Origin of the sequence: Massilia sp. GCM10023247 (assembly GCF_042653325.1) — a bacterium.
Classification (GTDB): domain Bacteria; phylum Pseudomonadota; class Gammaproteobacteria; order Burkholderiales; family Burkholderiaceae_D; genus Telluria.
Genome location: NZ_JBHSIB010000020.1, coordinates 14,280 through 41,102 on the forward strand (window position 1 = coordinate 14,280; position 26,823 = coordinate 41,102).

The window sequence follows — 26,823 nt, forward strand, 5'->3', positions numbered from 1 at the left end:
AGCGGGCTCAAAAGCGGTGCTGGATGCCGGCCGTGACGCCGGTCTGCGTGCTGCCGAAACCGGGGTCGTCGCGCGACAGCCCGACCAGCTGGCCGTTGTCGGCCCGCGCATGGGCCGCCGACAGGTAGAGCGTGGTGCGCTTGGACAGCGAAACCATCGCGCGCGCCACGAGCATGGTCGGATCGGCGTCCGCCGCGGCCGGCAGGTGCTTGGTATTGATGTGGTAGACGGCGCCGGTCAGGGTCAGCTTGTCCGCCGCCCAGGTGACCCCGCCCCAGAAGGTATCGCCGCGCAGGTCGGGCGTCGCCGCCGCGCCGGCCGCGAGCTTGTAGCTGCGCAGGCCCGCCTGGTAGCGCCAGGGGCCGGTTTCGTAGCTGGCAGCCAGGTGCGACGCGGTGGTCTTGCTGCGCTGGCCGGTGGCGGCCACCGTGTTGCCGTTGACCTGTTCGTGCGCGGCCATCAGGCCGACGCCGTTCGCGGACCAGGCAGCGCCGAGCGCCAGCTTGCGCCCCTCGGCCGTGTTGCCGGCCTGTTCGCCCAGGCCGGCCGAGGCCCCGTAGGTGAAGTTGCCGCTGCGCCCGGTGTACTTGACCAGGTTGTCGAACGAGGTCGTCATGCCGTATTTCGACGGTCCGGTGGCGCCGCCGCTGGTGGCCCAGGAGTAGTTCGGGGCAAAGCCCATCGGGTCGAACTTGATCAGCAGGTCGTAGGTGGTGGTGAAGGAACGCCCGACGATCACGCGGCCGAAGCTGCCCTCGAGGCCGACGTTGGCCTGGCGCTTGAAGAGCGGGCCGTCCGATTCCCCGCTATCCATCAGGATGCCGCCTTCGAGGTTGAACACGGCCTTCAGGCCGCCGCCCAGGTCTTCGCTGCCGCGCAGGCCCCAGCGCGACGTGTTCTTGCCGCCCGAGACCACCTGCACCAGGTTGCCGCCATCGGGACCGGCATGGTTCACCAGTTCGACGCCGGCGTCGACCAGGCCATAGACCTGGACGCCGCTCTGGGCATGGGCGGAATTATTCAGGGAAAGCGTTGCCAGGACGGCAAGCGCGAGGGCCGACTGCTTCATGGTGTCTCCGATCGGTGTTTTCGTGTGGTGTGCGGTTATCGGCGCCAACTATATGCGCGCCCGCCTTTCAATCAGCTTTCACTCGACAATCGTGGCGGCCCGGTGCACATGGCGGCCTGCCTTTCCGCGGCGGCGGCTTTGCGCTTACACTGGCGCGATGAGAATCTTGTTAGTCGAAGACCACGTCGAGCTGTCGCACTGGGTATCCAAGGCCTTGCGCGACGCCAGGCTCACCGTCGAATGCGCGGCCACCGGCGCCGACGCCGACGCCCTGCTGCACACCCAGGACTATGCGCTGGTGATCCTGGACCTGACGCTGCCGAAGATGGATGGCCTGGACGTGCTGCGCCGCCTGCGCGCCCGCGGCGGCGCGCGCGGCGGCACGCCGGTGCTGATCCTCACCGCGCGCGGCGGCCTCGACGAAAAGGTGCAGGGATTGAACCTGGGCGCCGACGACTACCTCGCCAAACCCTTCGAGCTGGCCGAACTCGAGGCCCGCGTCAAGGCGCTGCTGCGCCGGCGCAGCGGCAACGAAGCCCTGACCCATCGCTGCGGCGAACTCAGCTTCGACACGATCTCGCGCATGTTCCATTACTGCGGCGAGCCGCTGGCCCTGACCCCGCGCGAACACGCCGTGCTCGAAGCGCTGATCGCGCGCCCGGGCCGCGCGCTGTCGAAGGAAAAGCTGTTCGACGAAGTGTTCGCGCTCGACGACGACGCCAACCTCGACGCCATCGAGCTGTACATCCACCGCATCCGCAAGAAGCTCGAGCGCTGCCCCGCCGGCGGCACCGCCATCGTCACCCTGCGCGGGATCGGCTACCTGCTGCAGGAGCGCCCGGCCTGAGGCCGGCGCCGCCATGACTCCGCGCCCTCCCAAGCCCCCAGGCAGCCTGCGCAATCAACTGCTGCGCTGGCTGATCCTGCCGCTCGTGGCCCTCGTCGCGCTCAACGCGATCTCGCTGTACCGCGACGCGCTGGAGGCGGCCGACATCGCCTACGACCGTTCGCTGCTCGCGTCCACGCGGGCGCTGGCCGAGCGCGTGTCGGTGCGCGACGGCAAGGTGACGGCGGACGTGCCCTACGTCGCCCTCGACAGCTTCGAGACCGATACCCTGGGCCGCATCTATTACAAGGTGACGGGACTGCAGGGAGAAACCGTGTCCGGCTACGGCGACCTGCCGCCCGTGCCGAAGCACGTGCCGCGCTCGGACCTGTATCCGGCCCTGGTGCGCTTCTACCACGCCGACTACAACGGCGAGCCGGTGCGCATCGCGGCCCTGCTGCAGCCGGTGTTCGGCGACACGATCCGCGGCATCGCCCTGATCCAGGTCGGCGAGACGCTCGACGCCCGCCATGCGCTGTCGCGGCGCATCCTGGTCGACACCCTGCTGCGCCAGGCCTTGCTGGTGCTGGCGGTGGCGACCCTGGTGTGGTTCGCGGTGCGCCTGGTATTGCGTCCCTTGATGCGCCTGAAGAACGAGGTCGAGACGCGCGCGCTGTCCGACCTGTCGGACGTCGATCCGGCGCTGGTGCACAAGGAAGTGCGGCCTTTGGTGACGGCGATGAACGGCGCCATGGCGCGCATGCAGGACCTGGTCGCCAGCCAGCGGCGCTTCATCGCCGACGCCTCGCACCAGTTGCGCACCCCGCTCACGGTGCTCAAGACGCAAGCCGAGCTGGCCCTGCGCGAGGACGACCCGGCGGCCATGCGCGCGATCGTGCGCTCGCTCGCCGGCACCACCGATTCCGCCATCCACCTGGCCAATCGCCTGCTGACGCTGGCGCGCATCGAACACGGCGGCGGCGCCCTCGCCCTGCAGGCGCCGGTGTCGCTGGCGGCGTTGGCGCGCCAGGTCGGGCTGGAGCTGGCCGTGCCGGCGGTGCAAAAAGGGATCGACCTGGCTCTCGAGGTAGAGGACGGGATCGACACGACCGTGCAAGGACAGGAGTTGCTGCTGCACGAGCTGGTGTCGAACCTGGCCGACAACGCGATCCGCTACACGCCGCCGGGCGGCAGCGTGCAGCTGCGGGTCCGGCGCCAGGCGGCGGGCGTCTTGCTGGAGGTGGCCGACAGCGGCCCCGGCATCGCGCCGGGCGAACACGACAAGGTATTCATGCCCTTCTACCGGGCCCAGGCTACGCTCGAAGCCAATCCCGGCGGCACCGGCCTCGGACTGGCCATCGTGCGCGACATCGCGGACATGCACGGCGCCACCCTGGCGCTGGGCCGTGGCGCGGACGGCCGCGGCCTGCAGGTCGGCGTGCTGTTCCCCGCATCGGGAGCGGTGCCGGCCGGCGCCCGCCAGCCCGCGCCCGACACCGCCCCTGCCGGCGCACCCGCGCGCTGAAAGCAAACTGAAAGCCGGGCCCGCATATAGTTGGCGCAAACAAGGCAGACCACAATGCCGCCAACCGGAGACCCGCATGAAACAGCTACCTACCGCGCGTGCCATCCCGGCAGCGCTTTCCCCGCCTGATTCCGCCAAGGCCCGGCCCACGCCCAGCCTGCCGGCCTGAGCGGCGCCTACCGCGCGCCGCGCGCCCACATAAACAACCAGTCCCGCTGTCCTGCTCCCTATGAAGCAGGCACGCACCTGTGAGGAGAATCAAGATGTTAACCGCCCTGGCCTATTCGATGATCGTCGTGTTCATGTTCCTGATCATGACCAAGCGCCTGTCCGCCCTGATCGCCCTGATCGTCGTGCCCATTGCCTTTGGCCTGATCGGCGGCTTCGGCCCCGAGCTGGGGACGATGATGCTCGATGGCATCAAGAAACTGGCCCCGACCGGCGTCATGCTGATGTTCGCGATCCTGTACTTCGGCGTCATGATCGATGCCGGCCTGTTCGACCCCGTCATCCGCAGGATCGTGCAGGTGGTGCGCGGCGACCCGATGAAAATCGTGGTCGGCACCGCGGCGCTGGCGATGTTCGTCTCGCTCGACGGCGATGGCGCCACGGCCTACATGATCACGGTGTCGGCCATGCTGCCGCTCTACACCCGCCTCGGCATGAGCCGGCTGGTGATGGCCTGCGTGATCATGCTGGCCGGCGGTGTCTTCAACGTCCTGCCCTGGGGCGGGCCGACCGCGCGTGCCGCCAGCGCCCTGGGGGTCGACGTGAGCGAGCTGTTCGTGCCGATGATCCTGCCGATGGCCGTGGCCGCCGCCTGGGTGCTGTTCGTCGCCTACATGCTGGGCAAGAAGGAGCGCGAGCGCGTCGGGATGCTGCAGTTGGACGAGCGCACCCGTGCCCGGCGTCCGGCGAATGTCAGCGTGCTGCAGCCGGTGCACCTCGACCTGGCCGTCGCCGGCGAAAAGAACGGCACCACCGGCCAGTGGGTGTCCCATGCTGGCGCCGCCCAGCCGGCGCAGGTCGGCCTGGTCCAGGGCCGCAGCGCCGGCGCGGACGGCCAGCCGGCCGGCCTGGCGCCAAGCGCGGCCGGGGACAGCGAACCGGACGTGACCGCGTCCGCCCCCGGCTGCGCGCGTCCCCGCCTGATCTGGGTGAACGCCCTGTTGACCGCGGCGCTGATGGTCTTGCTGGTGCTCGGCGCCCTGCCCTTGCCGGTGCTGTTCATGATCTTCTTTGCGATCGCCCTGATGATCAACTACCCGGGACTGGAAGAGCAGAAGGAACGGCTCGCCTCGCATGCGCCGAACGTGCTGCCGGTCGTGTCGCTGATTTTTGCGGCCGGGATCTTTGTCGGCATCCTGCAAGGCACGAACATGGTCGATGCGATCGCCACCAGCGTGATCGCCGCCGTCCCGGCCTGGATGGGGCCGTACCTGGCGATCGTCACCGGCCTGCTCAGCATTCCGTTCACCTTCTTCATTTCCAACGACGCCTTTTATTTCGGCGTGGTGCCGATCCTCGCCAAGGCGGCGGCCGTGTACGGCATCAGCGCCGCCGAAATCGGCCGCGCCTCGCTGATCGGCCAGCCCGTTCACCTGCTCAGCCCGCTCGTGGCCTCGACCTACCTGCTGGTCGGCATGGCCAAGATCGAGTTCGGCGACCACCAGCGCTACACCCTGGCGTGGTCGATCACGGCCTCGCTGGTAATGCTGGCGGCGGCGGTGGTCGTCGGCGTGATTCCGCTGGTCGGGCGGATCTGACCGGGACGGCCGCGCAAACGGTTCCGCCATAAAAAAAGACCAGGCCGAGGCCTGGTCTTTTTCATGCTAAGTCACGCGTTCGATCAGAACGTGTAGCTGGCAGCGACGCCGAAGCGGCGGAATTGCGGGTAGCTTGTATTCCAGCCGTCGCGCCATTCGATCGGACGATCTTCGGCGAACAGGTTGGTCACGTACAGGTTCAGCTTCACGTTACGAATGCCCGAGTAAGCCAGGCTGTAGTCGACGGTGGTGTTGCGGTCGACGCGTTGGCAATCGGCCATGTCCGCCGCGGCGACTTTCTGGGTCACGCAGTAGGTCGGCGACGAGATGCTGTTGTTGGTGTAGCCGCTGGCGTAGTTCCAGGTGATGCCGTGGTCGAAGTCACCCTTCTTCACGTAGGCGCGCGCCTTGATCGACATGCGCGAACCGAAGTCCCAGGTGCCGACGATGTTCGGATCGTAGGCGTTGTTGGCCACGCTGAAGTTCTGGTACTTCAGCACGTAGGTGCCGTCCAGTTTCAGACGGACGTCGGTGCCAGCCACCTTGAAGCGGCCCGATGCATCGAAGTCGAGGCCCGAGACACGGGTGCGGCCGCTGTTGACGTACGGGTTGTACACCAGGCCCAGCTGGCCGACGCCACCGTAGTTGATGGTGTTGTTCGGCGCATACTTGCGCACCAGCGACAGGAACTCGTTGTCGGCAGTGGTGTTGTCGACACGAACCAGCTGGCCGGCCGGCAGGTTGGCTTCGCCCTTCAGGATGTCGACCGTCGAACGGGTGCCGATCTCGTTACGGCGCTCGATGAAGTAGTAGTCGATCGCGGTCGTCCAGTTCTTGACCGGTTCGAACACCATGCCCGCCGTGAACGAGCGCGAGGTTTCCGGCTCGAGGTCCGGGTTCGACGACACGAAGCTAGGCAGGTTGGCCGAGCATTCCGTGTTGCGGAAGGAGTTGGCCAGCGACTTGTCCGCGCTCGTTGCGCCCGCCGCGTTCTGTACCAGCGCGTTGAGCTGGTTGGCGATCGGGCAGCGGCGCGGGTCGTTGACGCCGGTCGCGACCGAGCTGCGGCCCAGGCCGTTACCGGATTCGACGATGTTCGGTGCGCGGAAGCCGCCCGAGGCGGTGGCGCGCAGCAGCAGCTTGTCGGTGACGTTGTAGCGCAGGCCGAGCTTCGGCGACAGGTGGGCGTCGGCATTGTCGCTCTTGTCGGCACGCAGTGCGGCGCTCAGTTCGACGTTTTTGACGACAGGAATGGTCGCCTCGGTGAACACGGCGTACTGGTTGACGCGGTCGTCGACCTGCAGGCCGAACACGCCGATCAGTTCGCCGCGCAGCACGTTTTCCGAGCTCTTCATCCAGTAGCCGTTGCTGCGGATGTCGGTGCCGACTGCGACATTCAGCGGGCCGGCCGGCAGTTGCATGACGGTACCCGAAATGGTCGCGTCGAAGAACTTGATGTCGGCTTCGCCTTCGGTGGTACGCACCGGGAACATCGAATCGAGCAATGCCGGATCGTTCTGCTGGCCGAACTTGTAAGTGCCGTTGACGATCGCGTTGGTGTAGCCGGCAGCGGCGGCGTTGCGGGTGGCCTTCGTTGCCGACGACTTCATCCAGCCGGCGGCCGAACGCCAGTCGAAGTTACCGACGGTGCCGGTCAGGGCCAGCATGACGCGCGACTGGTCGGACTCGGTGCGGTTGAAGTTGAAACCGTTGCCGGTATCCATCAGGCGGGTGCGGAACTCGGTCGCCGTGCTGTAAGGATTGTTCGGGTGGCCGACCGGCAGCTTCGGATAGAAGAACGGGCCCACCATCTTGCCTTCGCGGACGTTGTACCAGATGCTGGAAGACGAGGTCGGCTGCAGCGCGAACGGCGCCACGATGTAGTCGCTGGTGGCGCCGGCCGTGGTGATTTCCAGGTTGGCGTCGATGTCCTTGCCGATGCGGAAGTGGGTGTTGCTGGCGATCGCGTGACGCTTGTTGTTGGTCGTCAGGCCGGTGTACGGCAGCACGTCGAACTTGCACAGCTTGTCGGTCGGATCGATATCCTCGGCCGGGCAGCCTGGCGCGGCGACGATGTTGGTGGCGCTGCGGTAGTAGTTGCCGGTCGGCGAGTACATGCTTTTCGCGTCCCAGGTCGAGCGGCCCGGCGTACGGCGGTGCCAGTCAGGGTAATGCTCGCGCAGGTCGCCGCTGCTGTAACCGTCGCGCTTGTAGGCTTCGGCGGTGATGTAGGTGTTGAAGCCCTGCTGGTCGATATCGCCGTAGCCGACGATCGCCGACACGTTACGGTTGCGGTCTTGCTTGAAATGCTGCGATTCGGCGTAGTGGGTGCGTACCTTGGCGCCCTGGAAGTCCTTGCGCAGGATGATGTTGACCACACCGGCAACGGCGTCCGAACCATAGATGGCCGATGCGCCGTCCTTCAGGATCTCGATGCGTTCGATCGCGTCGCTGGCGATGGCGTCGAGGTTGGTGAAGTTTTGCTGCGCGCCGTCGGACAGGCCGTACTGGGCGATGCGGCGGCCATTGACCAGCACCAGGGTCGAGACCTTGCCCAGGCCGCGCATGCTGACGCCCGAAGCACCGGTTGCGAAGCTGCCCGAGCTGGCAGTGGCCGAGTTGATGCTGGTGTCGACCGAGGCTGCGCTGGTGAGAATGCCGAGTGCCGTCGTCTGGCCGGTCTTTTCGATGTCGTCGCGGGTCAGGACCTGAACCGAGCCGGCTGCTTCCGCAGCGGTGCGCTTGATGCTGCTGCCGGTGACTTCGACACGCGCCATTGGCGTCGTCGGTTCGATGGCCTGTTGTGCTACCGCCAGAGTTGGGAAGGCCAGGGCCACTGCGAGCGCGATGCTGCTCTTTTCAAAAGTACTTTTGTGCTTCAAAACGACTCCGGATAGTAAGTGTATTTTTTATATCGCTTTACTGACGCATTGTGCTGGTGACGATGCGGATAAATACGAACAAATACTTTTACACAACATTGGTTGCCGGAAAAGGACTTTGCGCAACTTTCTCACTGGATTGGCACAAAATTGTTAATTTAATTGACGAACGTCGCGAAAAAAACACAAATTATCACGTGTCCTCGTAATTGATCAGTTCACATTCGGTCAGAACGGGCACCGTCGGCAAGAGCATGAGCCTACCTTTTTACTTGCATTTATAGAATGTTTGCATTCCACGCAACTAACCCGGCGCCGCCTGCGCCGGGCATGCGGCTGCCATGCACGCCGGCGCGCATGGCGGGCGTTCGATTGTGGGAGGCTCAGGCGGGCGCGCGTGCCAACGCCTGGTCGAGCAACTCGATCCAGTGGCTCACCGGGGTCCTGGTGCCCGACTGCAGGTGGGTCATGCAGCCGATGTTGGCCGACACGATCTCGCTGGCGCCGGTAGCTTCTAGATTCGCCAGCTTGCGGTCGCGCAGTTCGTGCGCGATCTCCGGGTGCAGCACGGAATACGTGCCGGCCGAGCCGCAGCACAGGTGGCTGTCGGCGCACAGCGTCACGTCCACGCCGGCCGCGCGCAGCACGCCTTCGACCTTGCCGCGGATTTGCTGGCCATGCTGCAGGGTGCACGGCGGGTGGAAGGCGACCCGTTGCATGATCTTGCCGCGCAGCCGCTCGGCCAGCGCTTCTTCGAACTCGGGCATGATTTCCGACAGGTCGCGCGTCAGCATCGCAATGCGCCCGGCCTTGGCCGCATACTCCGGATCGTGCGCCAGCAGGTGGCCGTATTCCTTGACCGTGACGCCGCAGCCCGATGCCGTCATGACGATCGCTTCCACCTGCTCGACATAGGGCCACCAGGCGTCGATGTTGCGCCGCATGTCGGCCAGGCCGGCGTCCTGGTCGTTCAGGTGATAGCGCACGGCGCCGCAGCAGCCGGCTTGTGGTGCGCGCACCAGCTGCACCCCGAAGGCGTCGAGCACGCGGGCGGTGGCGGCATTGATGTTGGGGCCCATCGCGGGCTGCACGCAGCCGTCGAGCACCAGCATCTTGCGCGCATGGGTGCGCGCCGGCCAGCGGCCGGGGTCGCGCGCCGGCTGCAGCTTGTCCTGCAGCCCTTTCGGGAGCAAGGGACGCAGCGCAGCCCCCAGCCCGAACGCCGGCTTGAACAGCGCGCCGCGCGGCAGGAGCTCCTTCAAGGTGGTGCGCTTGATCCGGTCTGCCGCCGGGCGCGGCACCCGCTCCTCGACGACGCGGCGGCCGATGTCGGCCAGGCGCCCGTACTTCACGCCCGAGGGGCAGGTCGATTCGCAGTTGCGGCAGGTCAGGCAGCGGTCCAGGTGCAGCTGGGTCTTGCGGGTCGGTTCGACGCCTTCGAGCACCTGCTTGATCAGGTAGATGCGCCCGCGCGGGCCGTCGAGCTCGTCGCCGAGCAGCTGGTAAGTGGGACAGGTGGCGGTGCAGAAGCCGCAATGCACGCAGGCGCGCAGGATCGCTTCGGCCTCATCGCCGTCCGGCGTGCCCTTGATGAAATCGGCGAGGTTGGTTTGCATGGTCTAGTACATCCGTCCCGGATTGAAAATGTGCGACGGATCGAAAGCCGCCTTCAGGCGCTCGTGGATGCGCGCCACCGGTGGCGCCAGCGGCTGGAACACCCCGATGGCCTTGTCGCCGCCGCGAAACAGCGTGGCGTGCCCGCCGGCGGCGCTGGCCGTGCGGCGGATGCGGTCGGCGGCATCGACGCCCGCGCGCAGCCAGCGCTGCGCCCCGCCCCACTCGATCAACTGCGTCAGTTGCGCGCCGCCGAGCACGATGGCGCTCGTGGTCGCGGGCAGCGACAGGCGCCAGACCGGCGCCTCGCCGTCGAAGAACGCGTGGCGCTGCTCGCGCAGGCCGGCCCAGAAGGCATCCGCATCCGGCATCGGCTGCCCGCCCAGCGAGCGCACGGCGGCATCCACCGCCGCCTGCGCGCCCGACAGGCGCAGCGCCAGCACGCCGTCGACCCAGCAGCTGCCCGACACCGGCAGGGGTTGGCCGCCCCACTCGTTGAGCTTGCGGATCGCGTCGATCTCGCTCATCTCGAACTGCAGCGTGGTCTCGGCGACTGCACGCGGCAACACCTTGACCGAGATTTCCAGCATCAGCCCGAGCGTGCCGAGCGAACCGGCCAGCAGGCGCGAGACGTCGTAGCCGGCCACGTTCTTCATGACCTGGCCGCCGAAAGTGAGGACTTCGCCCTTCCCGTCCATCAGCTTGGCGCCCAGCACGAAGTCGCGCACGCCGCCGCTGTTGGCGCGGCGCGGGCCGGCTAGTCCCGAAGCGATGGCGCCACCGAAAGTGGCACCTGAGCCGAAATGCGGCGGCTCGAAGGCCAGCATCTGCTTGCGCTCGGCGAGTACCGCCTCGATCTCGGCCAGCGGGGTGCCGCAGCGGGCGGTGATCACCAGCTCGGTCGGCTCGTAGTCGACGATGCCTGCATGGCCGCGCGTGTCGAGGATCTCGCCCGCGAGCGCGCCGCCGTACCAGTCCTTGGTGCCGCCGCCGCGGATGCGCAGCGCCCTCTTGTGCGCGGCCGCCGCAAGGAGCTGCTCTCTGAATTGTTCAATCATCGTCATCGTTAAAAGCGCGGAAGGTCCGGGAACGGCACTTGCCCCTGGTGCACGTGCAGCTTGCCGAATTCGGCGCAGCGGTGCGGGGTCGGGATCGCCTTGTCGGGATTGAGCAGCATCGCCGGGTCGAATGCACGCTTGACCGCAAAGAAGGCGTCGAGTTCCGGCCGGCCGAACTGCACGCACATCGAATTGATCTTCTCCATGCCGACGCCGTGCTCGCCGGTGATGGTGCCGCCCACTTCCACGCACAGGGCCAGGATCGCGGCGCCAAAGGCTTCGGCACGCTCGAATTCGCCCGGCTGGTTGGCGTCGAACAGGATCAGCGGATGCATGTTGCCGTCGCCCGCGTGGAACACGTTGGCGCAGCGCAGTCCATAGGTGGTTTCCATTTCCTCGATGCCGAGTAGCACCCTGGCCAGGTGCTTGCGCGGGATCGTGCCGTCCATGCAGTAGTAATCGGGCGAGATGCGGCCCGCCGCCGGGAAGGCGTTCTTGCGGCCCGACCAGAAGCGCATGCGCTCGGCCTCGCTCTGCGACACGGCGATCGCGCTCGCGCCGGCCGCCTCCAGCACGGCCGTCATGCGCCCGATCTCCTCGGCCACCTCGAGCGGCGTGCCGTCGGCCTCGCACAGCAGGATGGCGGCGGCATCGGTGTCGTAGCCGGCGTGCACGAAAGGCTCGACCATGCGCGAGGAAGTGCGGTCCATCATTTCCAGGCCGGCCGGAATGATGCCGGCGGCGATCACGCTCGCCACCGCATTGCCGCCGGTGACGACATCGTCGAAGCTGGCCATGATGACCTGGGCGACGGCCGGTTTCGGCACCAGTTTCACGGTCACCTCGGTGACGATGCCGAGCATGCCTTCCGAGCCGATGAAGACGGACAGCAGGTCCAGGCCCGGCGCATCGAGCGCCTCGCTGCCCAGTTCGATGATCTCGCCGGCTATGGTGGCCACGCGCACGCGCAGCACGTTGTGGACGGTGAGCCCGTATTTCAGGCAGTGCACGCCGCCCGAGTTTTCGGCGACGTTGCCGCCGATGGTGCAGGCGATCTGCGAGGACGGGTCGGGCGCGTAATACAGGCCGTACTGGGCCGCCGCCTCCGAAATGGCGAGGTTGCGCACGCCCGGCTGCACGACGGCGGTGCGCGAATAGGCGTCCATGCGATTGATGCGGTTCATGCGCGCGGTCGACAGCACGACGCCGTCGGCGATCGGCAGCGCCCCGCCCGACAGGCCGGTGCCGGCGCCGCGCGGCACGATCGGCACCTGCAGCTCGCGGCAGACATCCAGGATCGCCAGCACCTGCTCCTCGTTCTGCGGGAGGGTGACGATCATCGGCAACTGGCGGTAGGCGGCCAGGCCGTCGCATTCATAGGGTCGGGTGTCTTCGGGGTCGTGCAGGACGACGCCGTGCGGCAGCCTGGCGCTCAGCGCCTGGGCAACCTGTTGCCGGCGCCCGATGAGGGCGCTGGGGGGGACTTGGAGAGGGGCGCTCATCCTGCGATTGTAAGCACAATCACATCGTTTTGTCGTATCCTCGGGCTATCTTTTTTAGGGTCTGGACATAATCATGGGTAATCGACTTTCCAAAATCGCCACACGCACCGGAGACGACGGCAGCACGGGGCTCGGCGACGGCAGCCGCACCGGCAAGGACAGCGCACGCATCCATGCCCTGGGTGAAGTCGACGAACTCAATTCCTTCGTCGGCCTGCTGCTGTGCGAAGACATGCCGCTTGAGCTGCGCGAGGAACTCGTGTCGATCCAGCACGACCTGTTCGACCTCGGCGGCGAGCTGTGCATTCCCGGCTACCAGATGATCAAGGACGAACACGTTGCGCGCCTGGATGGCCTGCTGGAAAAATACAATGCCGACCTGCCGGTCCTGAAGGAATTCATCCTGCCGGCCGGTTCGCGCGCCGCGTCCACCGCCCACGTCTGCCGCACGGTGTGCCGCCGCGCCGAGCGCGCCATCGTCGCGTTGTCGAAGGAAGACACGATCCACCCGCAGCCGCGCCAGTACGTCAATCGCCTGTCTGACCTGATGTTCGTGCTGGCACGCGTGCTCAACCGCTTCGCCGGCGGCAGCGACGTGCTGTGGAACCACGCACGCCAGCGCGGCTGAGGCGACTTGATGTCGGGTAGCAATCAGTTCGACGTCCGTTTTTATACCGCCGGCCGCAACTGGCCTTCCAACCCCTACCGCTTCCGCGGCAAGGGTTCGCTGGAGTTCGCGCCGGATTTCCTGTTCGTGCGCGGCAGCAGCCAGCGTTCCTTCCGCCTGCCCAAGCGCGAGGAACACCGCATCCGCATGGCCGACATCGTCAACGCCTGGTCGAACGGCCAGGACGTCCGCTTCGACGTGCTGGGCGTAAAGGGCGACGTGACGGTCGGGTTTTCCGTGGCGGATGCGGACACGGCCCGGCGCATCGTCGCGCTGCTGCCGGCGCGCCAGACCGAGGCTTTTACGCGCGAGCACGAAGAGAATGAAGTGTTCCACGACCGGATCGACTACTGGACCCCGTCCACGCCCGTGATCTGGGGCCTGCTGGCGGCCAACATCGGCATCTTTGCCCTGATGTGGCTGGCGCGCCAGCATTACCAGGCCTCGCTGGCCGGGCCACTGCGCGAAATCTTCGCGCTGCATCCGAACGTCTCGGCCATGCTGCATGCCCAGCAACTGGTGGATTGGGGCTCGAACTACGGCCGCCGCACGCTGGGCGGCGAATGGTGGCGCCTGGTGAGCTCGATGTTCCTGCATGGCAGCATCTGGCACCTGGGCTTCAACATGCTGGCCCTGTGGCAGGTCGGGCGCCTGACCGAGCGCATCTTCGGCAGCGCGCGCTTCGTCGGCCTCTACCTGCTGGCGGGCGTCTCCGGCAGCATCGCCAGCGTGCTGTGGAACCCCCATGTGAACAGCGTCGGCGCCTCGGGCGCGATCTTCGGCATCATCGGCGGCCTGCTGGCCTTCCTCGGCCGCCCCAACAGCGGCGTGCCGCCCACGGTGGTGTCCGAGCTGCGCTCCTCGCTGCTGCCGTTTTTATTGTTCAGCCTGTGGATGGGCTTCATCTATCCGCACACCGACAACGCGGCCCACATCGGCGGCCTGGTCGGGGGCTGGCTGGCCGGACACTTGCTGGCGCGCTCGATTCATGTGCCGGGGCAACAGCAGGCTTGAAGCCCCGAAAACATGGCAAAAAGAAAGGCTGGGCTGTCCTGATCTCTGACAGGCCCGGCCGATATCGCTTCGCATAATGTTGAGTTTGCTTCTGGCCACTCGGCGCTCGCCGCGCTGGCCTTACCCTGACTCAACATGCGAGGTGTGCCATGTCTGCACGTAGCCTGAAGGTCCTCGAACAACGCTTCCTGCGCGGCCCCAACCTGCACGCCGCGAGCCCCTGCCTGATGCTGCTGCTGGAGGGGGCGCCTGCCATGACCGACGACGTCAAGGAGACACTGCTCGCCCTGCTGCCCGGCCTGCCCGCGCCGTCCGCACCATCGGGCGCCCAAGCCGACGCGACGCTCCTGCTCGAGTGGGTCGAACCGGTCACGATGGAACTGCAGCGGCTGGCCGGGGCGCCGGGGCCGTTCAGCCGCACGCTGCCGGTGCCGGCCCGTCCCTGGGCGCGCCGCGTCGTCTGCGGCTATGCGATCGAGCAGGTGGCCGGCGCGGCCTTCGCCGCGGCGCTCGACCTGCTGGGCGCGCTCGCGCGCGGCGAGGAACACGACATCGATGCGGCGCTGTCGGACCTGCGGGACACGGCCGAAGACCATGCGATCGGCACCAGCACCGCCGCCGTGCTGGCCGCCGCGCAGCGCCGCGGCATTCCGAGCGTGCGGCTGCAGGACGACGCCAACCTGTTCCAGCTTGGCTGGGGCGCGCGCCAGCAACGCATCCAGGCGACCGTCACCGGCGCCACCGGCTCGATCGCGGCCAGCATCGCCAGCGACAAGCAGCTCACCAAGACCCTGCTCGACCAGGCCGGCGTGCCCGTGCCCGCCGGCTCGGTCGTGCGCACCGTGGAGGAAGCGCGGCGGGCGGCGGCGCGCCTGGACGGCCCGGTCACCGTCAAGCCGCTCGATGCCAACCAGGGCAAGGGCGTGACCACGCTGTGCGCCGGCCCCGACGAAGTCACGCGCGCCTTCGAGCATGCGCGCCGCTACGGCCGCCAGGTCATCGTCGAACGCCACCTTGCCGGCCGCGACTACCGGGTGCTGGTCGCCGGCAGGAGGGTGGCCGCGGCTTCCTGGCGCCGGCCGCCGCACGTCGTCGGCGACGGCATCTCGACCATCCGCCAGCTGGTCGATCTCGAGAACCGCAATCCCGCGCGCGGCGAGGGCCACGCCAACGTCCTCACCAGGATCCCGCTCGACGACATCGCCGCCGAAGTGCTGGCCAGGCAAGGTGTCGACCTCGAGACGGTGCTGCCGGCCGGCGCGACCGTCGCATTGCGCGGCAACGCCAACCTCTCCACCGGCGGCACCGCCGAGGACGTGACCGACCTGCTGCCCGAGGAAACGCGCGCGCTGTGCGTGCGCGCCGCGCGCACGGTCGGGCTGGACGTGGCCGGCATCGACATCGTCTGCGAGGACATCTCGCGTCCGCTGCGCGAGCAGGACGGCGGCATCATCGAGGTGAATGCGGCGCCCGGCATCCGCATGCACCAGTATCCGAGCCGCGGCAAGCCGCGCGACGCCGGCGACGCGATCGTCGAGGCGCTGTTCGGCCAGACGGACGGCCGGATTCCGCTGGTGGCGGTGACCGGCACCAACGGCAAGACCACGACCTCGCTGCTGATCGCGCATTGCGCCCGCGGGGCGGGCCTGGCCACCGGCGTCACCACCACCGAGGGCATCTACATCGACGGCCAGCTGACCATCTCCGGCGACTGCACCGGCTACCACTCCGCGCGCAGCGTGCTCGCTTCGCCCGAGGTCGAATTCGCGGTGCTCGAAACCGCCCGCGGCGGCATCCTCAAGCGCGGGCTCGGCTTCGACCGCTGCGACGTGGCGGTGGTGCTCAACGTCACGGCCGACCACCTGGGCCTGGACGGCGTCGAGACGGTCGCCGAACTGGCCAGGGTAAAGGCGGTCGTGGCCCAGCGCGCCTCGAAGGCGGTGGTGCTCAACGCCGAGGACGAGCACTGCGTCGCCATGGAGGCGAGCCTGCCGCAAGGCGTCGAAGTCCTCTATTTTTCGCTGGATCCCGACAACCCGGTCCTGCTGCGCCACCTGCAGCGCGGCATGCGTGGCGTCTACCTGCAGGACCGGACGCTCGTGCTGGCCGACGGCAAGCGCCACCGGGTGTTGCTCGACGTGCACGCGATGCCGGTCTCGCTCGGCGGCTGCGCGCGCTACAACATCGCCAATGCGCTCGCCGCGGCGGCGGCGCTCGCCGGCGCCGGCTTCGGCCGCCCCGAGATCGCGGCCGGGCTGTCGAGCTTCGTCTCCGACAACCGCCACAACCCGCTGCGCTCGAACGTGTTCGACGTCGACGGCGTGACCGTGATCGTCGACTACGCCCACAACGCGGCGGCCTGCGCGGCGGTGGCGCAAACGGCGCGCGCCATGACGCGCGGCCGGGTGGTCGGCGTGGTCGCCACGCCGGGCGACCGGCGCGACGGCGACCTGCTCCACATCGGCCGCGTGTGCGGCGCCGGCTTCGACGAGCTGGTGGTGTTCGAGGCGCTCAATCGCGGCCGGCCCGACGGCGAAACGGCGGCGCTGATCGCGCGCGGGGCGCGCCGCGCCCGGATGTCGCGCGCCCACGTGTGGGTCGAACTCGAGGTGCACCAGGCGCTGCGCCGCGCCCTGGCGCTGTGCCGCCGGGGCGACGTGCTGGTGTACGCCAGCGCCACGTCGATCCTCGACCTGGCCGAGGCGCTGCGGCCGGACCGGCAGGACATCGCGCAGCGGATCGAGGCGCAGGCGCTGTGAGTTTTTTCGGCGCGGCGCCGACAGAAGGCGTCCCACCCGGGATGCTCGCCGACGGCATGGATGCGGTTCCCGAACGCGCCCACCGGCGCGGTATGGCTGTGCACGCGCTCGCGTTGAGGGTGCGCCGGGTTACACTTGGCGGCGAACACCACCAACCCGGATAAGGACCGACCTTGAGCGACTTCATCGGAATCTACGACGGCGCCCTCACGCCGCAACAATGCGACGCCATCGTCGCCCGCTTCGAGGCCAGCGACAAGGTCGTGCGCGGGCGTACCGGCGGCGGCGTCGACACCAGCAAGAAGGACAGCTGGGACCTCTCCATCGGCGCCCATCCCGAATGGCACGACGTCGGCAACATCATGATGGGAGCGGTCGCGCAGCACCTCGCCAGCTACATCGACCAGTACCGCGCGCTCGTGCTGGGCGCCCTGGCGCCGACGGTCGCGCACCCGCAGACCGGCGAGCCGACCGCGCTCTCGCTTGCCAACTTCGACGAATGCGGCAAGCCTCTCCTCGCGGCACTGATGCAGACCATGTACCGCTGCGGCGCGATCAACCTGCAAAAGTATCTGCAGGGCTCGGGCGGCTACCACCACTGGCATTCGGAGCTGTATCCGCAGAACGCCAGCTGCGAGACGCTGCACCGGGTGCTGCTGTTCCAGTTTTACCTGAACGACGTGGCGGAGGGCGGCGAGACCGAGTTCCTGTACCAGGAGTGCAAGGTCGAGGCGCGCAAGGGCCGCCTGATCATCGCGCCGGCCGGTTTTACGCATACCCATAAGGGGCATGTGCCGGCCAGCGGAGACAAGTATGTGGCGACCTCCTGGATCCTGTTCCGGCGGGCCGAGGAGCTGTTCGGGCAGGCGGGCGGAGGAGGCAGGTAAGCGCCGCTTAGCGGAAGGCGTCCTGGCGCGTCGACAGGGCCACGATCGCGGCACCGGCAGCGACGATCAGCGCGTCCTCGATCAGTCCGCTTCGGGTCTGGCCGATATGCGCCATCGCACGCTTGCGGCCGGCCAGCGTCAGGTAGGCGAGCGGGACGGCGGTGGCGACCGCGACCGCCGCGCCGGCCTGTTCCCGGCCGCGCGGCGCCAGCGCCGCACCGGCGATGCCGGCGCTCATCACGCGCGCCAGCAGGCCCAGGAATACCGTGCGGTCGGGCGCGCTCTTCATCTTGTCGCCGACCAGTTCTCCGGCCCCCATCGCCATCGCACCGAACTTGAACAGGGGCCGGTCCAGGAGCATCAGCTCCCCCGGCGTGCGGCGGCCCACGAGGCGCGCGGTGGCGATGGTGGCCATCGGCGTCATCGAACGGGCGCTGGCGACGGCGCCGATCAGGGCGGAGGACAACAGGCTGGGGATGCGCATCTTGATGCACCTTTATGCGAATGGGTTAGTGGGTTTTGCCGTGCAGAGAACCGGTGGCCTCTGCCTTGCAAACGGTAGGCCGACTATAGTCGTGTTCGCATTCGGCTGTCGCCACTGAGGCACGCGACAAGCGCGTGGAGTCAGGACTCCACCCTACAGTCTTCTTCGCATTTGGGTGTCGCCACTGATGCAGGCGACGGCTGCGTGGAGTCAGGAGCGGTTCGCCGCCCGCTCCACCCTACTTGCTCCCGCTCAATTGTGGATGTACTTGGCAAACACGTCGCTGAAATCGCGCTTCGTGTGGGTGTCGAGCATGGCGGTGTTCAAGGCCGCCAGCAGTTCGCCGTATTGGCTGACGAGACTGCCCGCACCGGGAGCGATATTGAGCTTGTGGACCGAGGCGGTGGCATCGAGCGTGCGCAGGGCATTCTCGCGGCACACCGCGTCGCGGTGCTGCTGCTTGCCGATCGAGATCAAGGCCTTGTAGATGTCCTTGAGCTGTTCGATGAAGGTCTTCTTGACGTCGATCGAGAACACCACGTTGTCCAGCTTGAACTTGAGTTCGACGTCCATGTCCAGTGTGCCGGCGGTTTCGATGCTGACGTTGGAGATCGCGTGGGAAGCGTAATCGTAGCGCTTGATCGAGCGCTTCGACGACACGGCCGAGTCGCCGTCGACATGGATCAGGGCCAGGTTGGTGAAGCAGTACTCGTCCTTCTTGCTTTTGATGAGGAAAAAAATCTGCTCGCCGTCTTCGCTGAACAGGTAATCGTCCGCATCGACCTTGTTGTAATCGGCCGGTCCGACGATGACGCCGATATCGCTGATGCCCAGTGCTTCTGCTGCCAGTCTCTTGAACATGTTTGTCCTCGCGTTATAGATGAAACTGCTGAATGAATCGATCCACCCGAGACCGTCAGGGCGCCGGCGCCTTCGGCGGCGGCTCCGGATTGAGCTCCTGCGACCAGACCACCGCCGCGATCTTCCAGCCGTTCTCGGTGCGCACCATCTGCCAGCTTTCCTTGCCCCAGTTCTCGCGGTAGTTGCCGAACATGAAGCTGTAGTCGAACCAGACCTGGGCGATTTCTCCGTCGGTGTCGATGCGCACGTTCGAGAAGGTTTCGTCCAGGCGCTCTTTTTCCTTCACGATGAAATCGATGAATTTGCGCGGGCTGCTGCTGAACGCTTTCTTCGGGCGCGGCAGCTTGGGGTCCGGGCGGGTGGCGTAGAGCCGTTCGAGGCTGGCGTCGGTGGTCACGCCGGACCAGGTGATGTCTTCCTTCAGGAACAGCTTCATGAAGCTGTCCTGGTCCTTGTCGATGATCGCCTTGCGGAAGCTCGCGATCACGCGTTCGATCTCTTGTTTGCTGGCGGTATCCTGGGCAAAGGCCGCCTCGGGGGCGGCCAGCAGCAGGGACAGGGAAAGGCAGGCGGCGGCGTAGCGGTTCATCATGTCTCCCAAAGTTGGAAACATGAGTATAGGAAATTACAAGCCTGACAAACTCACCAAGTGTAACGGCTGGGCGCATGCGTCGCTCACGACTGCGCATCTGGTGCTTGAACGCGTGGACGGCGGAGCCGTCCACCCTACGGCATACACGAAAAAAAAGCGGCGCCATGGCGCCGCTTCATCATGTCGAACACAAGGCTCAGGTGTTGTTCACCACCAGCCGCGGCTCCCCGGCCGCGCCGAAGCGCGCGCGGATCGAGGCGGCGATGCCTTTCGCATCGAGGCCGACCGAGGCCAGCAGCGCGGCCGGGTCGCCCTGGTCGATGAATTTGTCGGGCAGGCCCAGGATCAGCAGCGGCTTGACGATGCCGGCCGCTGCCATCGCCTCGGCCACGGCGGCGCCGGCGCCGCCCATCGTCGCACCCTCTTCCACCGTCACGAACACCTCGTGGTCCGCCGCCAGCTTCTTGACCAGCTCGACGTCGAGCGGCTTCACGAAGCGCATGTTGGCGAGCGTCGCATTGAGTTCATTTGCCGCGCCCAGGCTCGGCGCCACCATCGACCCGAAGGCCAGGATCGCGATCTTTTCGCCCTGGCGCTTGATCTCGCCCTTGCCGATCTCGATCGAGGCGAGTTCGGCCTGGATCGCCGCGCCGACACCGGCGCCGCGCGGATAGCGCACCGCCGCCGGACCGGGATAGTGGTAAGCCGTGGTCAGCATCTGCCGGCATTCGTTCTCGTCGGAGGCCGCCATGACGACCATGTTCGGGATGCAGCGCAGGTAGGACAGGTCGTAGTTGCCGGCGTGGGTGGCGCCGTCGGCGCCGACCAGGCCAGCGCGGTCCAGCGCAAAGGTCACGTCCAGGTTTTGCAGCGCGACGTCGTGGATCAGCTGGTCGTAGCCGCGTTGCAGGAAGGTCGAATAGATCGCGACGACCGGTTTCATGCCTTCGGTGGCCAGGCCGGCGGCGAAGGTCACCGAGTGCTGCTCGGCGATGCCGACGTCGAAATAGCGCTCCGGGTATTGCTGGTGGAAGCGCACCATGCCCGAGCCCTCGCGCATGGCCGGCGTGATGCCGACCAGGCGGCCGTCGACGGCTGCCATGTCGCACAGCCAGTTGCCGAACACTTCGGTGTAGGTGATCTTGCTCGGGCTGGTCGCCGGGACGATGCCCTCGAGCGGGTTGAACTTGCCGGTGCCGTGGTACAGGATCGGCTCGGCCTCGGCCAGCTTGTAGCCCTGCCCTTTTTTCGTGACCACGTGCAGGAATTGCGGGCCCTTGAGCTTCTTGATGTTTTCCAGCGTCGGGATCAGCGAATCGAGGTCGTGCCCGTCGATCGGGCCGATGTAGTTGAAGCCGAACTCCTCGAACATGGTCGCCGGGACCACCATGCCCTTCGCATGTTCTTCCAGGCGGCTGGCCAGCTCGCGCAGCGGCGCCGGCAGCACGGTCTTGCCGACGCTCTTGGCGGCGGCATAGAACTGGCCGGACATCAAACGCGCCAGGTAGCGGTTCAGGGCGCCCACCGGCGGCGAGATCGACATGTCGTTGTCGTTCAGGACCACCAGCACATTGCAGTCTTCCTCGACCCCCGCGTTGTTGAGCGCTTCGAAGGCCATGCCGGCCGTCATCGAGCCGTCGCCGATCACGGCGATCGCGTGGCGGTGCTCGCCCTTGAGCTTGGCGGCGGCCGCCATGCCGAGGGCGGCCGAGATCGAGGTCGAGGAGTGGGCGGTGCCGAAGGTGTCGTATTCGCTTTCGTCGCGCTTCGGGAAGCCCGACAGGCCGTTCAGCTGGCGCAGCGTGTTCATGCGCTCGCGGCGGCCGGTGAGGATCTTGTGCGAATAGGTCTGGTGGCCGACGTCCCATACGATGCGGTCGTGCGGCGTCTCGAACACGTAGTGCAGCGCGATGGTCAGTTCCACCGTGCCCAGGTTCGAGGACAGGTGGCCGCCCGTCTTCGAGACCGACTCGAGCAGGAACTGGCGCAGTTCGTTGGCCAGGGGCGTCAGCTGGTGGCGCGGCAATTGCCGCAGGTCCGACGGGTCGTTGATGGTTTCTAGCAGTTTCATTTATGCCTTCCGCTGCACGATCAGGTCCGCGAGTTCGCGCAGCCGCAGTGCTTGTTCTCCAAATGGCGCCAGCGCATCAATCGCCTCGCGCCGCAATTGCCCGGCCAGTGCCGTGGCCTGTTCCATGCCGAGGATCGATACATAGGTCGGCTTGTTGTCGGCCGCATCCTTGCCGGCGGTCTTGCCCAACGTGACCGAATCGGCGGTGGCGTCGAGGATGTCGTCGACCACCTGGAATGCGAGGCCGATGGCTTTCGAGTAGGCGTCGAGCGCTGCGCGTTCCGGCGCTTCCAGGTCCTTGCCGCACAGGGCGCCGAGCAGCACCGAAGCGTGCAGCAGCGCACCGGTTTTCAGCTGGTGCATCTGTTCCAGCTGCTGGCGCGTCAGGGCCAGGCCCACGCTGTCGAGGTCGATCGCCTGGCCGCCGCACATGCCGCGCGAGCCGGCGGCGCGCGCCAGCAGCTGCAGCATGGCGATCTGGCGCGCCGGCGGCAAGGCCACGTTCGACGCCAGCAGCTCGAAGGCCTGGGCCTGCAAGGCGTCGCCGACCAGCAAGGCGGTCGCTTCGTCATAGGCCACGTGCACGGTCGGCTTGCCGCGCCGCAGTGCATCGTCGTCCATGCAAGGCATGTCGTCGTGCACCAGCGAATACACGTGAATCATTTCCAATGCGCAAGCTGCACGGGCGAGCGCGCCTGGCTCGGCATCGAACAGGGCGCCGCTGGCGTAGACCAGCAGCGGGCGCACCCGCTTGCCGCCGCCGAGCACGGTGTAGCGCATCGCTTCGTGCAGCTTGTGGGGAACGGCGTCGGGCTTCGGGAGGAAGCCCGACAAGGCCTGTTCGACCTCGGCCTGCACGCCCGCCATCCACTGGGCGAATGGAACGCTCATCAAGCGCCCTCGCCTGCGCCGTCGGCGCTGAAGGGTTTGAGCATGTCGCCTTCCAGTACCTTGACCTGCGACTCGACCCGGTCGAGCTGCGCCGCGCAATACTTCACCAGTTCGGAGCCGCGCGCATAGGCGGCCACCGACGCTTCCAGCGGCAGCTGCCCGCCTTCCATCTGGGTGACGAGCTGGGCCAGTTCGGCCATTGCCTCTTCGAACGAGGCCGGTGGCGTGGCCGCTCCAGCGTTTACATTGTTTGCCATAGTATCTTGTTGTGTGGGCCGGCGATACTGCCTCCATGTGCAACCGGTGCGCCATGGGGAAGTCCAATCGCGTATTTTAAAACAATCCTAACCCTTGGGGTGGTCTGCGCAAGTGACAAGGTTTCTCGCCAGCGAGTTCGCATGGTAGCGCAAGCACCGATTGACATGAAAACGACGCCTTTTCGGCACATTTCCTGCTGTGCACCACAATCTCGTGCCGGTCCCGGACTGTAGAGCTCGTTCCACGGTATAATTGCCGGTTCTGTCCGAAACACCGTATCTCTGCAGCCAGAATACTGGTCTTTGGATTCTTATTCTCTTCTTTGGCTCGATGCTTTTATAAGGGGGGTTGGGATGTCCGATCTGGCTACCCACGCCAAGCTGGCGCGCTCGTGCGCTCAGCTTCCGGTAAATGTGTACTTTGATGATGCGCTGTTGCAGCGCGAGCTCCAGCACCTGTTCAAGAACGGTCCGCGCTATGTCGGCCACGAATTGATGGTGCCGGAAACGGGCGATTTCGCGACGCTGGCCTCCGAAAACGAAGGCCGTATGCTGGTGCGCAACGCCAACGGCATCGAGGTGCTGTCCAACGTCTGCCGCCACCGCCAGGCGCTGATGTTCAATGGCCGCGGCAACGCGAACAATATCGTGTGCCCGCTGCACCGCTGGACCTACGACCTCAAGGGCGAGCTGATCGGCGCACCGCATTTCGCCGACACGCCCTGCCTGAACCTGTCCAAGACCTCGCTGCAAAGCTGGAACGGCCTGCTGTTCGAGCAGAACGGCTACGACGTCATGGACAAGCTCAAGGACATGTCGGTCACGAAGGACCTCGACTTTTCGGGTTACCTGTTCGACCATGTCGAGATCCACGACATCGACTACAACTGGAAGACTTTTATCGAAGTCTACCTCGAGGACTACCACGTCGAGCCCTTTCATCCGGGCCTGGGCAATTTCGTGTCCTGCGAAGACCTGAAGTGGGAATTCGGCCGCGACTACAGCGTGCAGACCGTCGGCGTGAACCGCGGCCTGCAAAAGGCCGGTTCGCCGACCTACAAGAAGTGGCAGGAAGCGGTACTCAAGTTCAACGGCGGCAAGGAGCCGAAACAGGGCGCGATCTGGCTGACGCTCTACCCCAACATCATGGTCGAGTGGTATCCGAACGTGCTGGTGGTGTCGACCCTGTGGCCGCTGGGCCCGCAAAAGACGCGCAACGTGGTCGAGTTCTACTATCCGGAAGAGATCGCCCTGTTCGAGCGCGAGCTGGTCGAAGCCGAGCGCGCCGCCTACATGGAAACCTGCATCGAGGACGACGAGATCGCCCAGCGCATGGATGCCGGCCGCAAGATCCTGCTCGAGCGCGGCGTCAACGAGGTCGGCCCCTACCAGTCGCCGATGGAAGACGGGATGCAGCACTTCCACGAGTGGTACCGCAGCAAGATCGAACTGTAACAATCGCGCTGTCACCAACCAGGAACCTGATGCCTTCACTCTGGATGCTGTTTGCCAGCTTCGCGTTCGCCGCCATGGGCGCGGGCGTGAAGCTGGCCTCCGAGTTCTACACCACCTCCGAACTCCTCTTCTACCGCGGCCTCATCGGCGCCCTGGTCCTGCTGGCCCTGGTGCGCCACCAGGGCGGCAGTTTCCGCACCGCCTTCCCGAGAGAACACCTGTTCCGTAGCCTGGTGGGCGTGGTCTCGCTCTGGCTGTGGTTCTTTGCCATCAGCAAGCTGCCCCTGGCCACGGCCATGACCCTGAACTACATGGCGCCGATCTGGATCGCGGCCGGGCTGTTCGTGGCCGGCTGGTGGTCGCGCGCCAATACCGTCGAATGGCCGCTGATCCTGGCCGTGGGCGCCAGCTTCTTCGGCGTCACCCTGGTGCTGCAGCCGGCCTTCGAGACCCACCAGTGGCTGGGCGGCCTGGCCGGCGTGTGCTCCTCGGTCATCTCGGCCATGGCCTACATGCAGGTGCGCAAACTCGGCCAGATGGGCGAACCCGAATACCGGGTCGTGTTCTATTTTTCGCTGACGACGACCCTTGCCGGCCTGGCCGGGGTGCTCTCGGGCGACGGCCAGGCGAGCGGGCTGCCCTTCCACTCCCATACGCAGGGCGGCATCCTGCTCCTGCTCGGGATCGGCTTCGCCGCCCTGATGGCGCAGATGGCGATGACCCGCGCCTACCGCGTCGGCAAGGTGCTGGTGGTGGCGAACCTGCAATACACCGGCATCGTGTTTTCCAGCCTGTGGGGCCTGGCCTTGTGGGGCGACCGCTTCGACTGGCATGTGTGGCTGGGCATCGCCGTGATCCTCGCTTCGGGCATCGCGGCGACGTTCTACAATACGCGCAGCACGCCGAAAGGCGCCGTCATCAAGAAGACCGATCCGATCGCAAGCGAACTGTGAGGAGCGCATGTACACGACCCTGATTTCCGCCGCCGAGCTGGCGGCCCGCATCGACCACCCGGACTGGGTCGTCGTCGATTGCCGCCACGACCTCGTCAACCTCGCCTTCGGGCGCGCAGCCTATGCGGCCGGCCACCTGCCGGGCGCCGTGTTCGCGGACATGGAAACCGATCTGTCGGGCGCCAAGCGCGGCGGCGACGGCGTGTTCCGCGGGCGCCACCCGCTGCCGGAAAAGGAAGCGCTGGTCGAGACCCTGCGCGCCTTGGGCGTGAACGACGGCACCCAGGTCGTGGCCTACGACGCGCACGGCGGCATGTATGCGGCGCGCCTGTGGTGGCTGCTGCGCTGGATCGGGCACGAGGCGTCGGCGGTGCTCGACGGCGGCCTGCCGGCCTGGCAGGCGGCGGGGCAGCCGCTGGTCACCGATGTGCCGGCGCGGCCGCGCGGATCGATCGAGGCGCGCGCGCCTTTTGTCCCGACCGTGACCGTGGCCGAGGTGCTGGAGAATATCGAGACGGCGCAGCGCACCGTGGTCGACGCGCGTGCGGCGGACCGCTTCCGCGGCGAGAACGAGACCATCGACCCGGTCGGCGGCCATATCCCGGGCGCGAAAAACCGCTTCTTCAAGGACAACCTGCAGGACGATGGCCGCTTCAAGGCGCCCGCCCAGCTGCGCGAAGAGTTTTCAGGCCTGGTCAACGATCCGAAGGACGCGATCATGCAGTGCGGCTCCGGCGTCACCGCCTGCCACAACCTGCTGGCGCTGGAAGTGGCCGGCATGCCGGGCGCGGCCCTGTATCCGGGCTCGTGGAGCGAGTGGTGCAGCGATCCGGCGCGCCCTGTCGCCACCGGCCCGGCCGCGGGGGACTGAGATGGAGCGCAATACCCGGCAGCGCAAGGCCATCCACCAGTGCATCGCCGATGCCGGGCGTCCGCTCGCGCCGCAGGAAATCCTCGAACACGCCCAGGGCGTCGTGCCCGGCATCGGCATGGCCACCATCTACCGCAACATCAAGGCCATGCTCGAGGCGGGCGACATCACGACCGTGTCGCTGCCGGGCGGCGGCGACCGCTACGAACTGTCCGGCCACGGACACCACCACCATTTCCACTGCCGCAGCTGCGACCGTGTCTACGAAGTGCACGCCTGCCCGGGCGACATGCAGAAGCTCACGCCGGAAGGCTTCGTGCTCGAATCGCACGAGCTGACCTTGTATGGGGTGTGCAGCCACTGCCGCTGAGCGCAAAACGCGTGGAGTCAGGACTCCACCCTACGGCTACGGCATATCTCGCCCTGCGGCGCCACGCATTGCCGGCAATGCCGGTGATTGCGAAGGTGGGCCGCCAGCAGCAGCACGCTGCTGGCGACGGCCAGCGCGGTCTCGAAGCCGTGCCCGAAACGCGGTCCGGCGACCGTCACCGCCAGCAGCAAGACGCCCAGCCCGGCCGCGCCCAGGAGCGGCGGCGCCGGGTCGCGGTGCGCCAGGTAGCCCGGCACCAGGGCCAACAATACCGGCACCGCCACGCCCAGCAGCAGGACGTCATGCAGGGCGTGGTGCTCGTCTTTCAAACCCAGCAGCGGGAAGGCCAGCAGCACCAGCGGCATCGCCAGGCAGTGCAGCAGGCACAGGACGGAGGCGGCCATGCCCGCGAAGTCGGCGAAGCGGATCAGCTTTTTCATCGCTTGTTT

At 66.8% G+C, this 26,823-nt stretch carries 23 protein-coding genes; 11 read left to right on the forward strand and 12 right to left on the reverse strand.

Annotated features, from left to right (window positions below; translation table 11 throughout):
* Window positions 1–7: 7 nt before the first annotated feature.
* Complete coding sequence (locus ACFPAH_RS15530) at window positions 8–1,069, reverse strand: porin (RefSeq protein WP_379747079.1); 1,062 nt, start codon at window positions 1,067–1,069, stop codon at window positions 8–10.
* 157 nt (window positions 1,070–1,226) lie between these two features.
* Here ACFPAH_RS15530 and ACFPAH_RS15535 point away from each other — a divergent pair, with 157 nt between their 5' ends.
* The 3 genes from ACFPAH_RS15535 to ACFPAH_RS15545 all read left to right on the forward strand — a co-directional run bounded on the left by ACFPAH_RS15535 (window position 1,227) and on the right by ACFPAH_RS15545 (window position 5,186).
* Window positions 1,227–1,916, forward strand: coding sequence for a response regulator (locus ACFPAH_RS15535; RefSeq protein ID WP_379747081.1), 690 nt, complete (start codon window positions 1,227–1,229; stop codon window positions 1,914–1,916).
* Window positions 1,917–1,929: 13 nt separating this feature from the next.
* Entirely contained in the window at window positions 1,930–3,420 is a 1,491-nt protein-coding gene (locus ACFPAH_RS15540) for a sensor histidine kinase (RefSeq protein WP_379747083.1), read from the forward strand.
* A gap of 263 nt (window positions 3,421–3,683) precedes the next feature.
* Window positions 3,684–5,186 carry a CitMHS family transporter gene (locus ACFPAH_RS15545; protein WP_379747085.1) on the forward strand — a complete coding sequence of 501 codons (1,503 nt, stop codon included), beginning with the start codon at window positions 3,684–3,686 and terminating at the stop codon, window positions 5,184–5,186.
* A gap of 83 nt (window positions 5,187–5,269) precedes the next feature.
* Here ACFPAH_RS15545 and ACFPAH_RS15550 read toward each other — a convergent pair whose 3' ends face one another.
* The 4 genes from ACFPAH_RS15550 to ACFPAH_RS15565 all read right to left on the reverse strand — a co-directional run bounded on the left by ACFPAH_RS15550 (window position 5,270) and on the right by ACFPAH_RS15565 (window position 12,242).
* Entirely contained in the window at window positions 5,270–7,963 is a 2,694-nt protein-coding gene (locus ACFPAH_RS15550) for a TonB-dependent receptor plug domain-containing protein (protein ID WP_379747087.1), read from the reverse strand.
* 488 nt (window positions 7,964–8,451) lie between these two features.
* Window positions 8,452–9,684 carry a glycolate oxidase subunit GlcF gene (gene glcF, locus ACFPAH_RS15555; protein ID WP_379747089.1) on the reverse strand — a complete coding sequence of 411 codons (1,233 nt, stop codon included), beginning with the start codon at window positions 9,682–9,684 and terminating at the stop codon, window positions 8,452–8,454.
* Window positions 9,685–9,687: 3 nt separating this feature from the next.
* On the reverse strand, window positions 9,688–10,746 hold the full coding sequence (gene glcE / locus ACFPAH_RS15560) for a glycolate oxidase subunit GlcE (protein WP_379747091.1): 1,059 nt from the start codon (window positions 10,744–10,746) through the stop codon (window positions 9,688–9,690).
* Window positions 10,747–10,748: 2 nt separating this feature from the next.
* Window positions 10,749–12,242 (reverse strand): FAD-linked oxidase C-terminal domain-containing protein, encoded by a 1,494-nt coding sequence (locus ACFPAH_RS15565; RefSeq protein WP_379747093.1) that lies wholly within the window; start codon window positions 12,240–12,242, stop codon window positions 10,749–10,751.
* Between the two features lie 73 nt (window positions 12,243–12,315).
* Here ACFPAH_RS15565 and ACFPAH_RS15570 point away from each other — a divergent pair, with 73 nt between their 5' ends.
* The 4 genes from ACFPAH_RS15570 (at window position 12,316) to ACFPAH_RS15585 (ending at window position 17,569) form a co-directional block, all read left to right on the forward strand.
* Window positions 12,316–12,870 (forward strand): cob(I)yrinic acid a,c-diamide adenosyltransferase, encoded by a 555-nt coding sequence (locus ACFPAH_RS15570; protein WP_379747095.1) that lies wholly within the window; start codon window positions 12,316–12,318, stop codon window positions 12,868–12,870.
* Between the two features lie 9 nt (window positions 12,871–12,879).
* Window positions 12,880–13,923 carry a rhomboid family intramembrane serine protease gene (locus ACFPAH_RS15575; RefSeq protein ID WP_379747097.1) on the forward strand — a complete coding sequence of 348 codons (1,044 nt, stop codon included), beginning with the start codon at window positions 12,880–12,882 and terminating at the stop codon, window positions 13,921–13,923.
* 149 nt (window positions 13,924–14,072) lie between these two features.
* A complete protein-coding gene (cphA, locus tag ACFPAH_RS15580; protein ID WP_379747099.1) occupies window positions 14,073–16,682 on the forward strand; it encodes a cyanophycin synthetase in 2,610 nt (869 codons plus the stop codon).
* Window positions 16,683–16,855: 173 nt separating this feature from the next.
* Window positions 16,856–17,569 (forward strand): 2OG-Fe(II) oxygenase, encoded by a 714-nt coding sequence (locus ACFPAH_RS15585; protein ID WP_379747101.1) that lies wholly within the window; start codon window positions 16,856–16,858, stop codon window positions 17,567–17,569.
* A 7-nt stretch (window positions 17,570–17,576) separates the two neighbouring features.
* On the opposite strand, the gene ACFPAH_RS15590 is transcribed toward ACFPAH_RS15585, so the two are convergent.
* The 6 genes from ACFPAH_RS15590 to ACFPAH_RS15615 all read right to left on the reverse strand — a co-directional run bounded on the left by ACFPAH_RS15590 (window position 17,577) and on the right by ACFPAH_RS15615 (window position 22,725).
* On the reverse strand, window positions 17,577–18,053 hold the full coding sequence (locus ACFPAH_RS15590; protein ID WP_379747103.1) for a hypothetical protein: 477 nt from the start codon (window positions 18,051–18,053) through the stop codon (window positions 17,577–17,579).
* Between the two features lie 252 nt (window positions 18,054–18,305).
* On the reverse strand, window positions 18,306–18,914 hold the full coding sequence (locus ACFPAH_RS15595; RefSeq protein WP_379747105.1) for a PH domain-containing protein: 609 nt from the start codon (window positions 18,912–18,914) through the stop codon (window positions 18,306–18,308).
* A 55-nt stretch (window positions 18,915–18,969) separates the two neighbouring features.
* Window positions 18,970–19,506 (reverse strand): hypothetical protein, encoded by a 537-nt coding sequence (locus ACFPAH_RS15600; protein ID WP_379747107.1) that lies wholly within the window; start codon window positions 19,504–19,506, stop codon window positions 18,970–18,972.
* Between the two features lie 196 nt (window positions 19,507–19,702).
* On the reverse strand, window positions 19,703–21,577 hold the full coding sequence (gene dxs / locus ACFPAH_RS15605) for a 1-deoxy-D-xylulose-5-phosphate synthase (protein ID WP_379747109.1): 1,875 nt from the start codon (window positions 21,575–21,577) through the stop codon (window positions 19,703–19,705).
* Complete coding sequence (locus ACFPAH_RS15610) at window positions 21,578–22,468, reverse strand: polyprenyl synthetase family protein (RefSeq protein ID WP_379747111.1); 891 nt, start codon at window positions 22,466–22,468, stop codon at window positions 21,578–21,580.
* Window positions 22,468–22,725, reverse strand: a complete 258-nt coding sequence (locus ACFPAH_RS15615) for an exodeoxyribonuclease VII small subunit (protein WP_379747113.1) — start codon at window positions 22,723–22,725, stop codon at window positions 22,468–22,470. Before ACFPAH_RS15615 ends, ACFPAH_RS15610 begins: the two co-directional genes overlap by 1 nt.
* 354 nt (window positions 22,726–23,079) lie before the next feature.
* Here ACFPAH_RS15615 and ACFPAH_RS15620 point away from each other — a divergent pair, with 354 nt between their 5' ends.
* From ACFPAH_RS15620 to ACFPAH_RS15635, 4 genes are read left to right on the forward strand one after another with little or no spacing between them, the layout of a single operon-like run.
* The gene (locus ACFPAH_RS15620; protein ID WP_379747115.1) at window positions 23,080–24,180 is read left to right on the forward strand and encodes an aromatic ring-hydroxylating oxygenase subunit alpha; all 1,101 of its coding nucleotides are present in this window, start codon (window positions 23,080–23,082) and stop codon (window positions 24,178–24,180) included.
* 29 nt (window positions 24,181–24,209) lie between these two features.
* Window positions 24,210–25,133: a DMT family transporter gene (locus tag ACFPAH_RS15625; protein ID WP_379747117.1), complete on the forward strand. Its 924-nt coding sequence runs from the start codon at window positions 24,210–24,212 to the stop codon at window positions 25,131–25,133.
* A gap of 7 nt (window positions 25,134–25,140) precedes the next feature.
* A complete protein-coding gene (locus tag ACFPAH_RS15630) occupies window positions 25,141–26,004 on the forward strand; it encodes a sulfurtransferase (protein WP_379747119.1) in 864 nt (287 codons plus the stop codon).
* A gap of 1 nt (window position 26,005) precedes the next feature.
* A complete protein-coding gene (locus ACFPAH_RS15635) occupies window positions 26,006–26,374 on the forward strand; it encodes a Fur family transcriptional regulator (protein WP_379747121.1) in 369 nt (122 codons plus the stop codon).
* Window positions 26,375–26,391: 17 nt separating this feature from the next.
* Here the strand turns inward: ACFPAH_RS15635 and ACFPAH_RS15640 are convergent, their stop codons facing one another.
* Window positions 26,392–26,814 (reverse strand): MerC domain-containing protein, encoded by a 423-nt coding sequence (locus ACFPAH_RS15640; protein ID WP_379747123.1) that lies wholly within the window; start codon window positions 26,812–26,814, stop codon window positions 26,392–26,394.
* Window positions 26,815–26,823: the final 9 nt, after the last annotated feature.

What these genes read in the sequence shown, in the direction of transcription:
- ACFPAH_RS15530 (WP_379747079.1), bottom strand. Translation starts at nt 1,069, where the DNA reads ATGAAGCAGTCGGCCCTCGCGCTTGCCGTCCTGGCAACGCTTTCCCTG.
- ACFPAH_RS15535 (WP_379747081.1), top strand. Translation starts at nt 1,227, where the DNA reads ATGAGAATCTTGTTAGTCGAAGACCACGTCGAGCTGTCGCACTGGGTA.
- ACFPAH_RS15540 (WP_379747083.1), top strand. Translation starts at nt 1,930, where the DNA reads ATGACTCCGCGCCCTCCCAAGCCCCCAGGCAGCCTGCGCAATCAACTG.
- ACFPAH_RS15545 (WP_379747085.1), top strand. Translation starts at nt 3,684, where the DNA reads ATGTTAACCGCCCTGGCCTATTCGATGATCGTCGTGTTCATGTTCCTG.
- ACFPAH_RS15550 (WP_379747087.1), bottom strand. Translation starts at nt 7,963, where the DNA reads ATGGCGCGTGTCGAAGTCACCGGCAGCAGCATCAAGCGCACCGCTGCG.
- glcF (WP_379747089.1), bottom strand. Translation starts at nt 9,684, where the DNA reads ATGCAAACCAACCTCGCCGATTTCATCAAGGGCACGCCGGACGGCGAT.
- glcE (WP_379747091.1), bottom strand. Translation starts at nt 10,746, where the DNA reads ATGACGATGATTGAACAATTCAGAGAGCAGCTCCTTGCGGCGGCCGCG.
- ACFPAH_RS15565 (WP_379747093.1), bottom strand. Translation starts at nt 12,242, where the DNA reads ATGAGCGCCCCTCTCCAAGTCCCCCCCAGCGCCCTCATCGGGCGCCGG.
- ACFPAH_RS15570 (WP_379747095.1), top strand. Translation starts at nt 12,316, where the DNA reads ATGGGTAATCGACTTTCCAAAATCGCCACACGCACCGGAGACGACGGC.
- ACFPAH_RS15575 (WP_379747097.1), top strand. Translation starts at nt 12,880, where the DNA reads ATGTCGGGTAGCAATCAGTTCGACGTCCGTTTTTATACCGCCGGCCGC.
- cphA (WP_379747099.1), top strand. Translation starts at nt 14,073, where the DNA reads ATGTCTGCACGTAGCCTGAAGGTCCTCGAACAACGCTTCCTGCGCGGC.
- ACFPAH_RS15590 (WP_379747103.1), bottom strand. Translation starts at nt 18,053, where the DNA reads ATGCGCATCCCCAGCCTGTTGTCCTCCGCCCTGATCGGCGCCGTCGCC.
- ACFPAH_RS15595 (WP_379747105.1), bottom strand. Translation starts at nt 18,914, where the DNA reads ATGTTCAAGAGACTGGCAGCAGAAGCACTGGGCATCAGCGATATCGGC.
- ACFPAH_RS15600 (WP_379747107.1), bottom strand. Translation starts at nt 19,506, where the DNA reads ATGATGAACCGCTACGCCGCCGCCTGCCTTTCCCTGTCCCTGCTGCTG.
- dxs (WP_379747109.1), bottom strand. Translation starts at nt 21,577, where the DNA reads ATGAAACTGCTAGAAACCATCAACGACCCGTCGGACCTGCGGCAATTG.
- ACFPAH_RS15610 (WP_379747111.1), bottom strand. Translation starts at nt 22,468, where the DNA reads ATGAGCGTTCCATTCGCCCAGTGGATGGCGGGCGTGCAGGCCGAGGTC.
- ACFPAH_RS15615 (WP_379747113.1), bottom strand. Translation starts at nt 22,725, where the DNA reads ATGGCAAACAATGTAAACGCTGGAGCGGCCACGCCACCGGCCTCGTTC.
- ACFPAH_RS15620 (WP_379747115.1), top strand. Translation starts at nt 23,080, where the DNA reads ATGTCCGATCTGGCTACCCACGCCAAGCTGGCGCGCTCGTGCGCTCAG.
- ACFPAH_RS15625 (WP_379747117.1), top strand. Translation starts at nt 24,210, where the DNA reads ATGCCTTCACTCTGGATGCTGTTTGCCAGCTTCGCGTTCGCCGCCATG.
- ACFPAH_RS15630 (WP_379747119.1), top strand. Translation starts at nt 25,141, where the DNA reads ATGTACACGACCCTGATTTCCGCCGCCGAGCTGGCGGCCCGCATCGAC.
- ACFPAH_RS15635 (WP_379747121.1), top strand. Translation starts at nt 26,006, where the DNA reads ATGGAGCGCAATACCCGGCAGCGCAAGGCCATCCACCAGTGCATCGCC.
- ACFPAH_RS15640 (WP_379747123.1), bottom strand. Translation starts at nt 26,814, where the DNA reads ATGAAAAAGCTGATCCGCTTCGCCGACTTCGCGGGCATGGCCGCCTCC.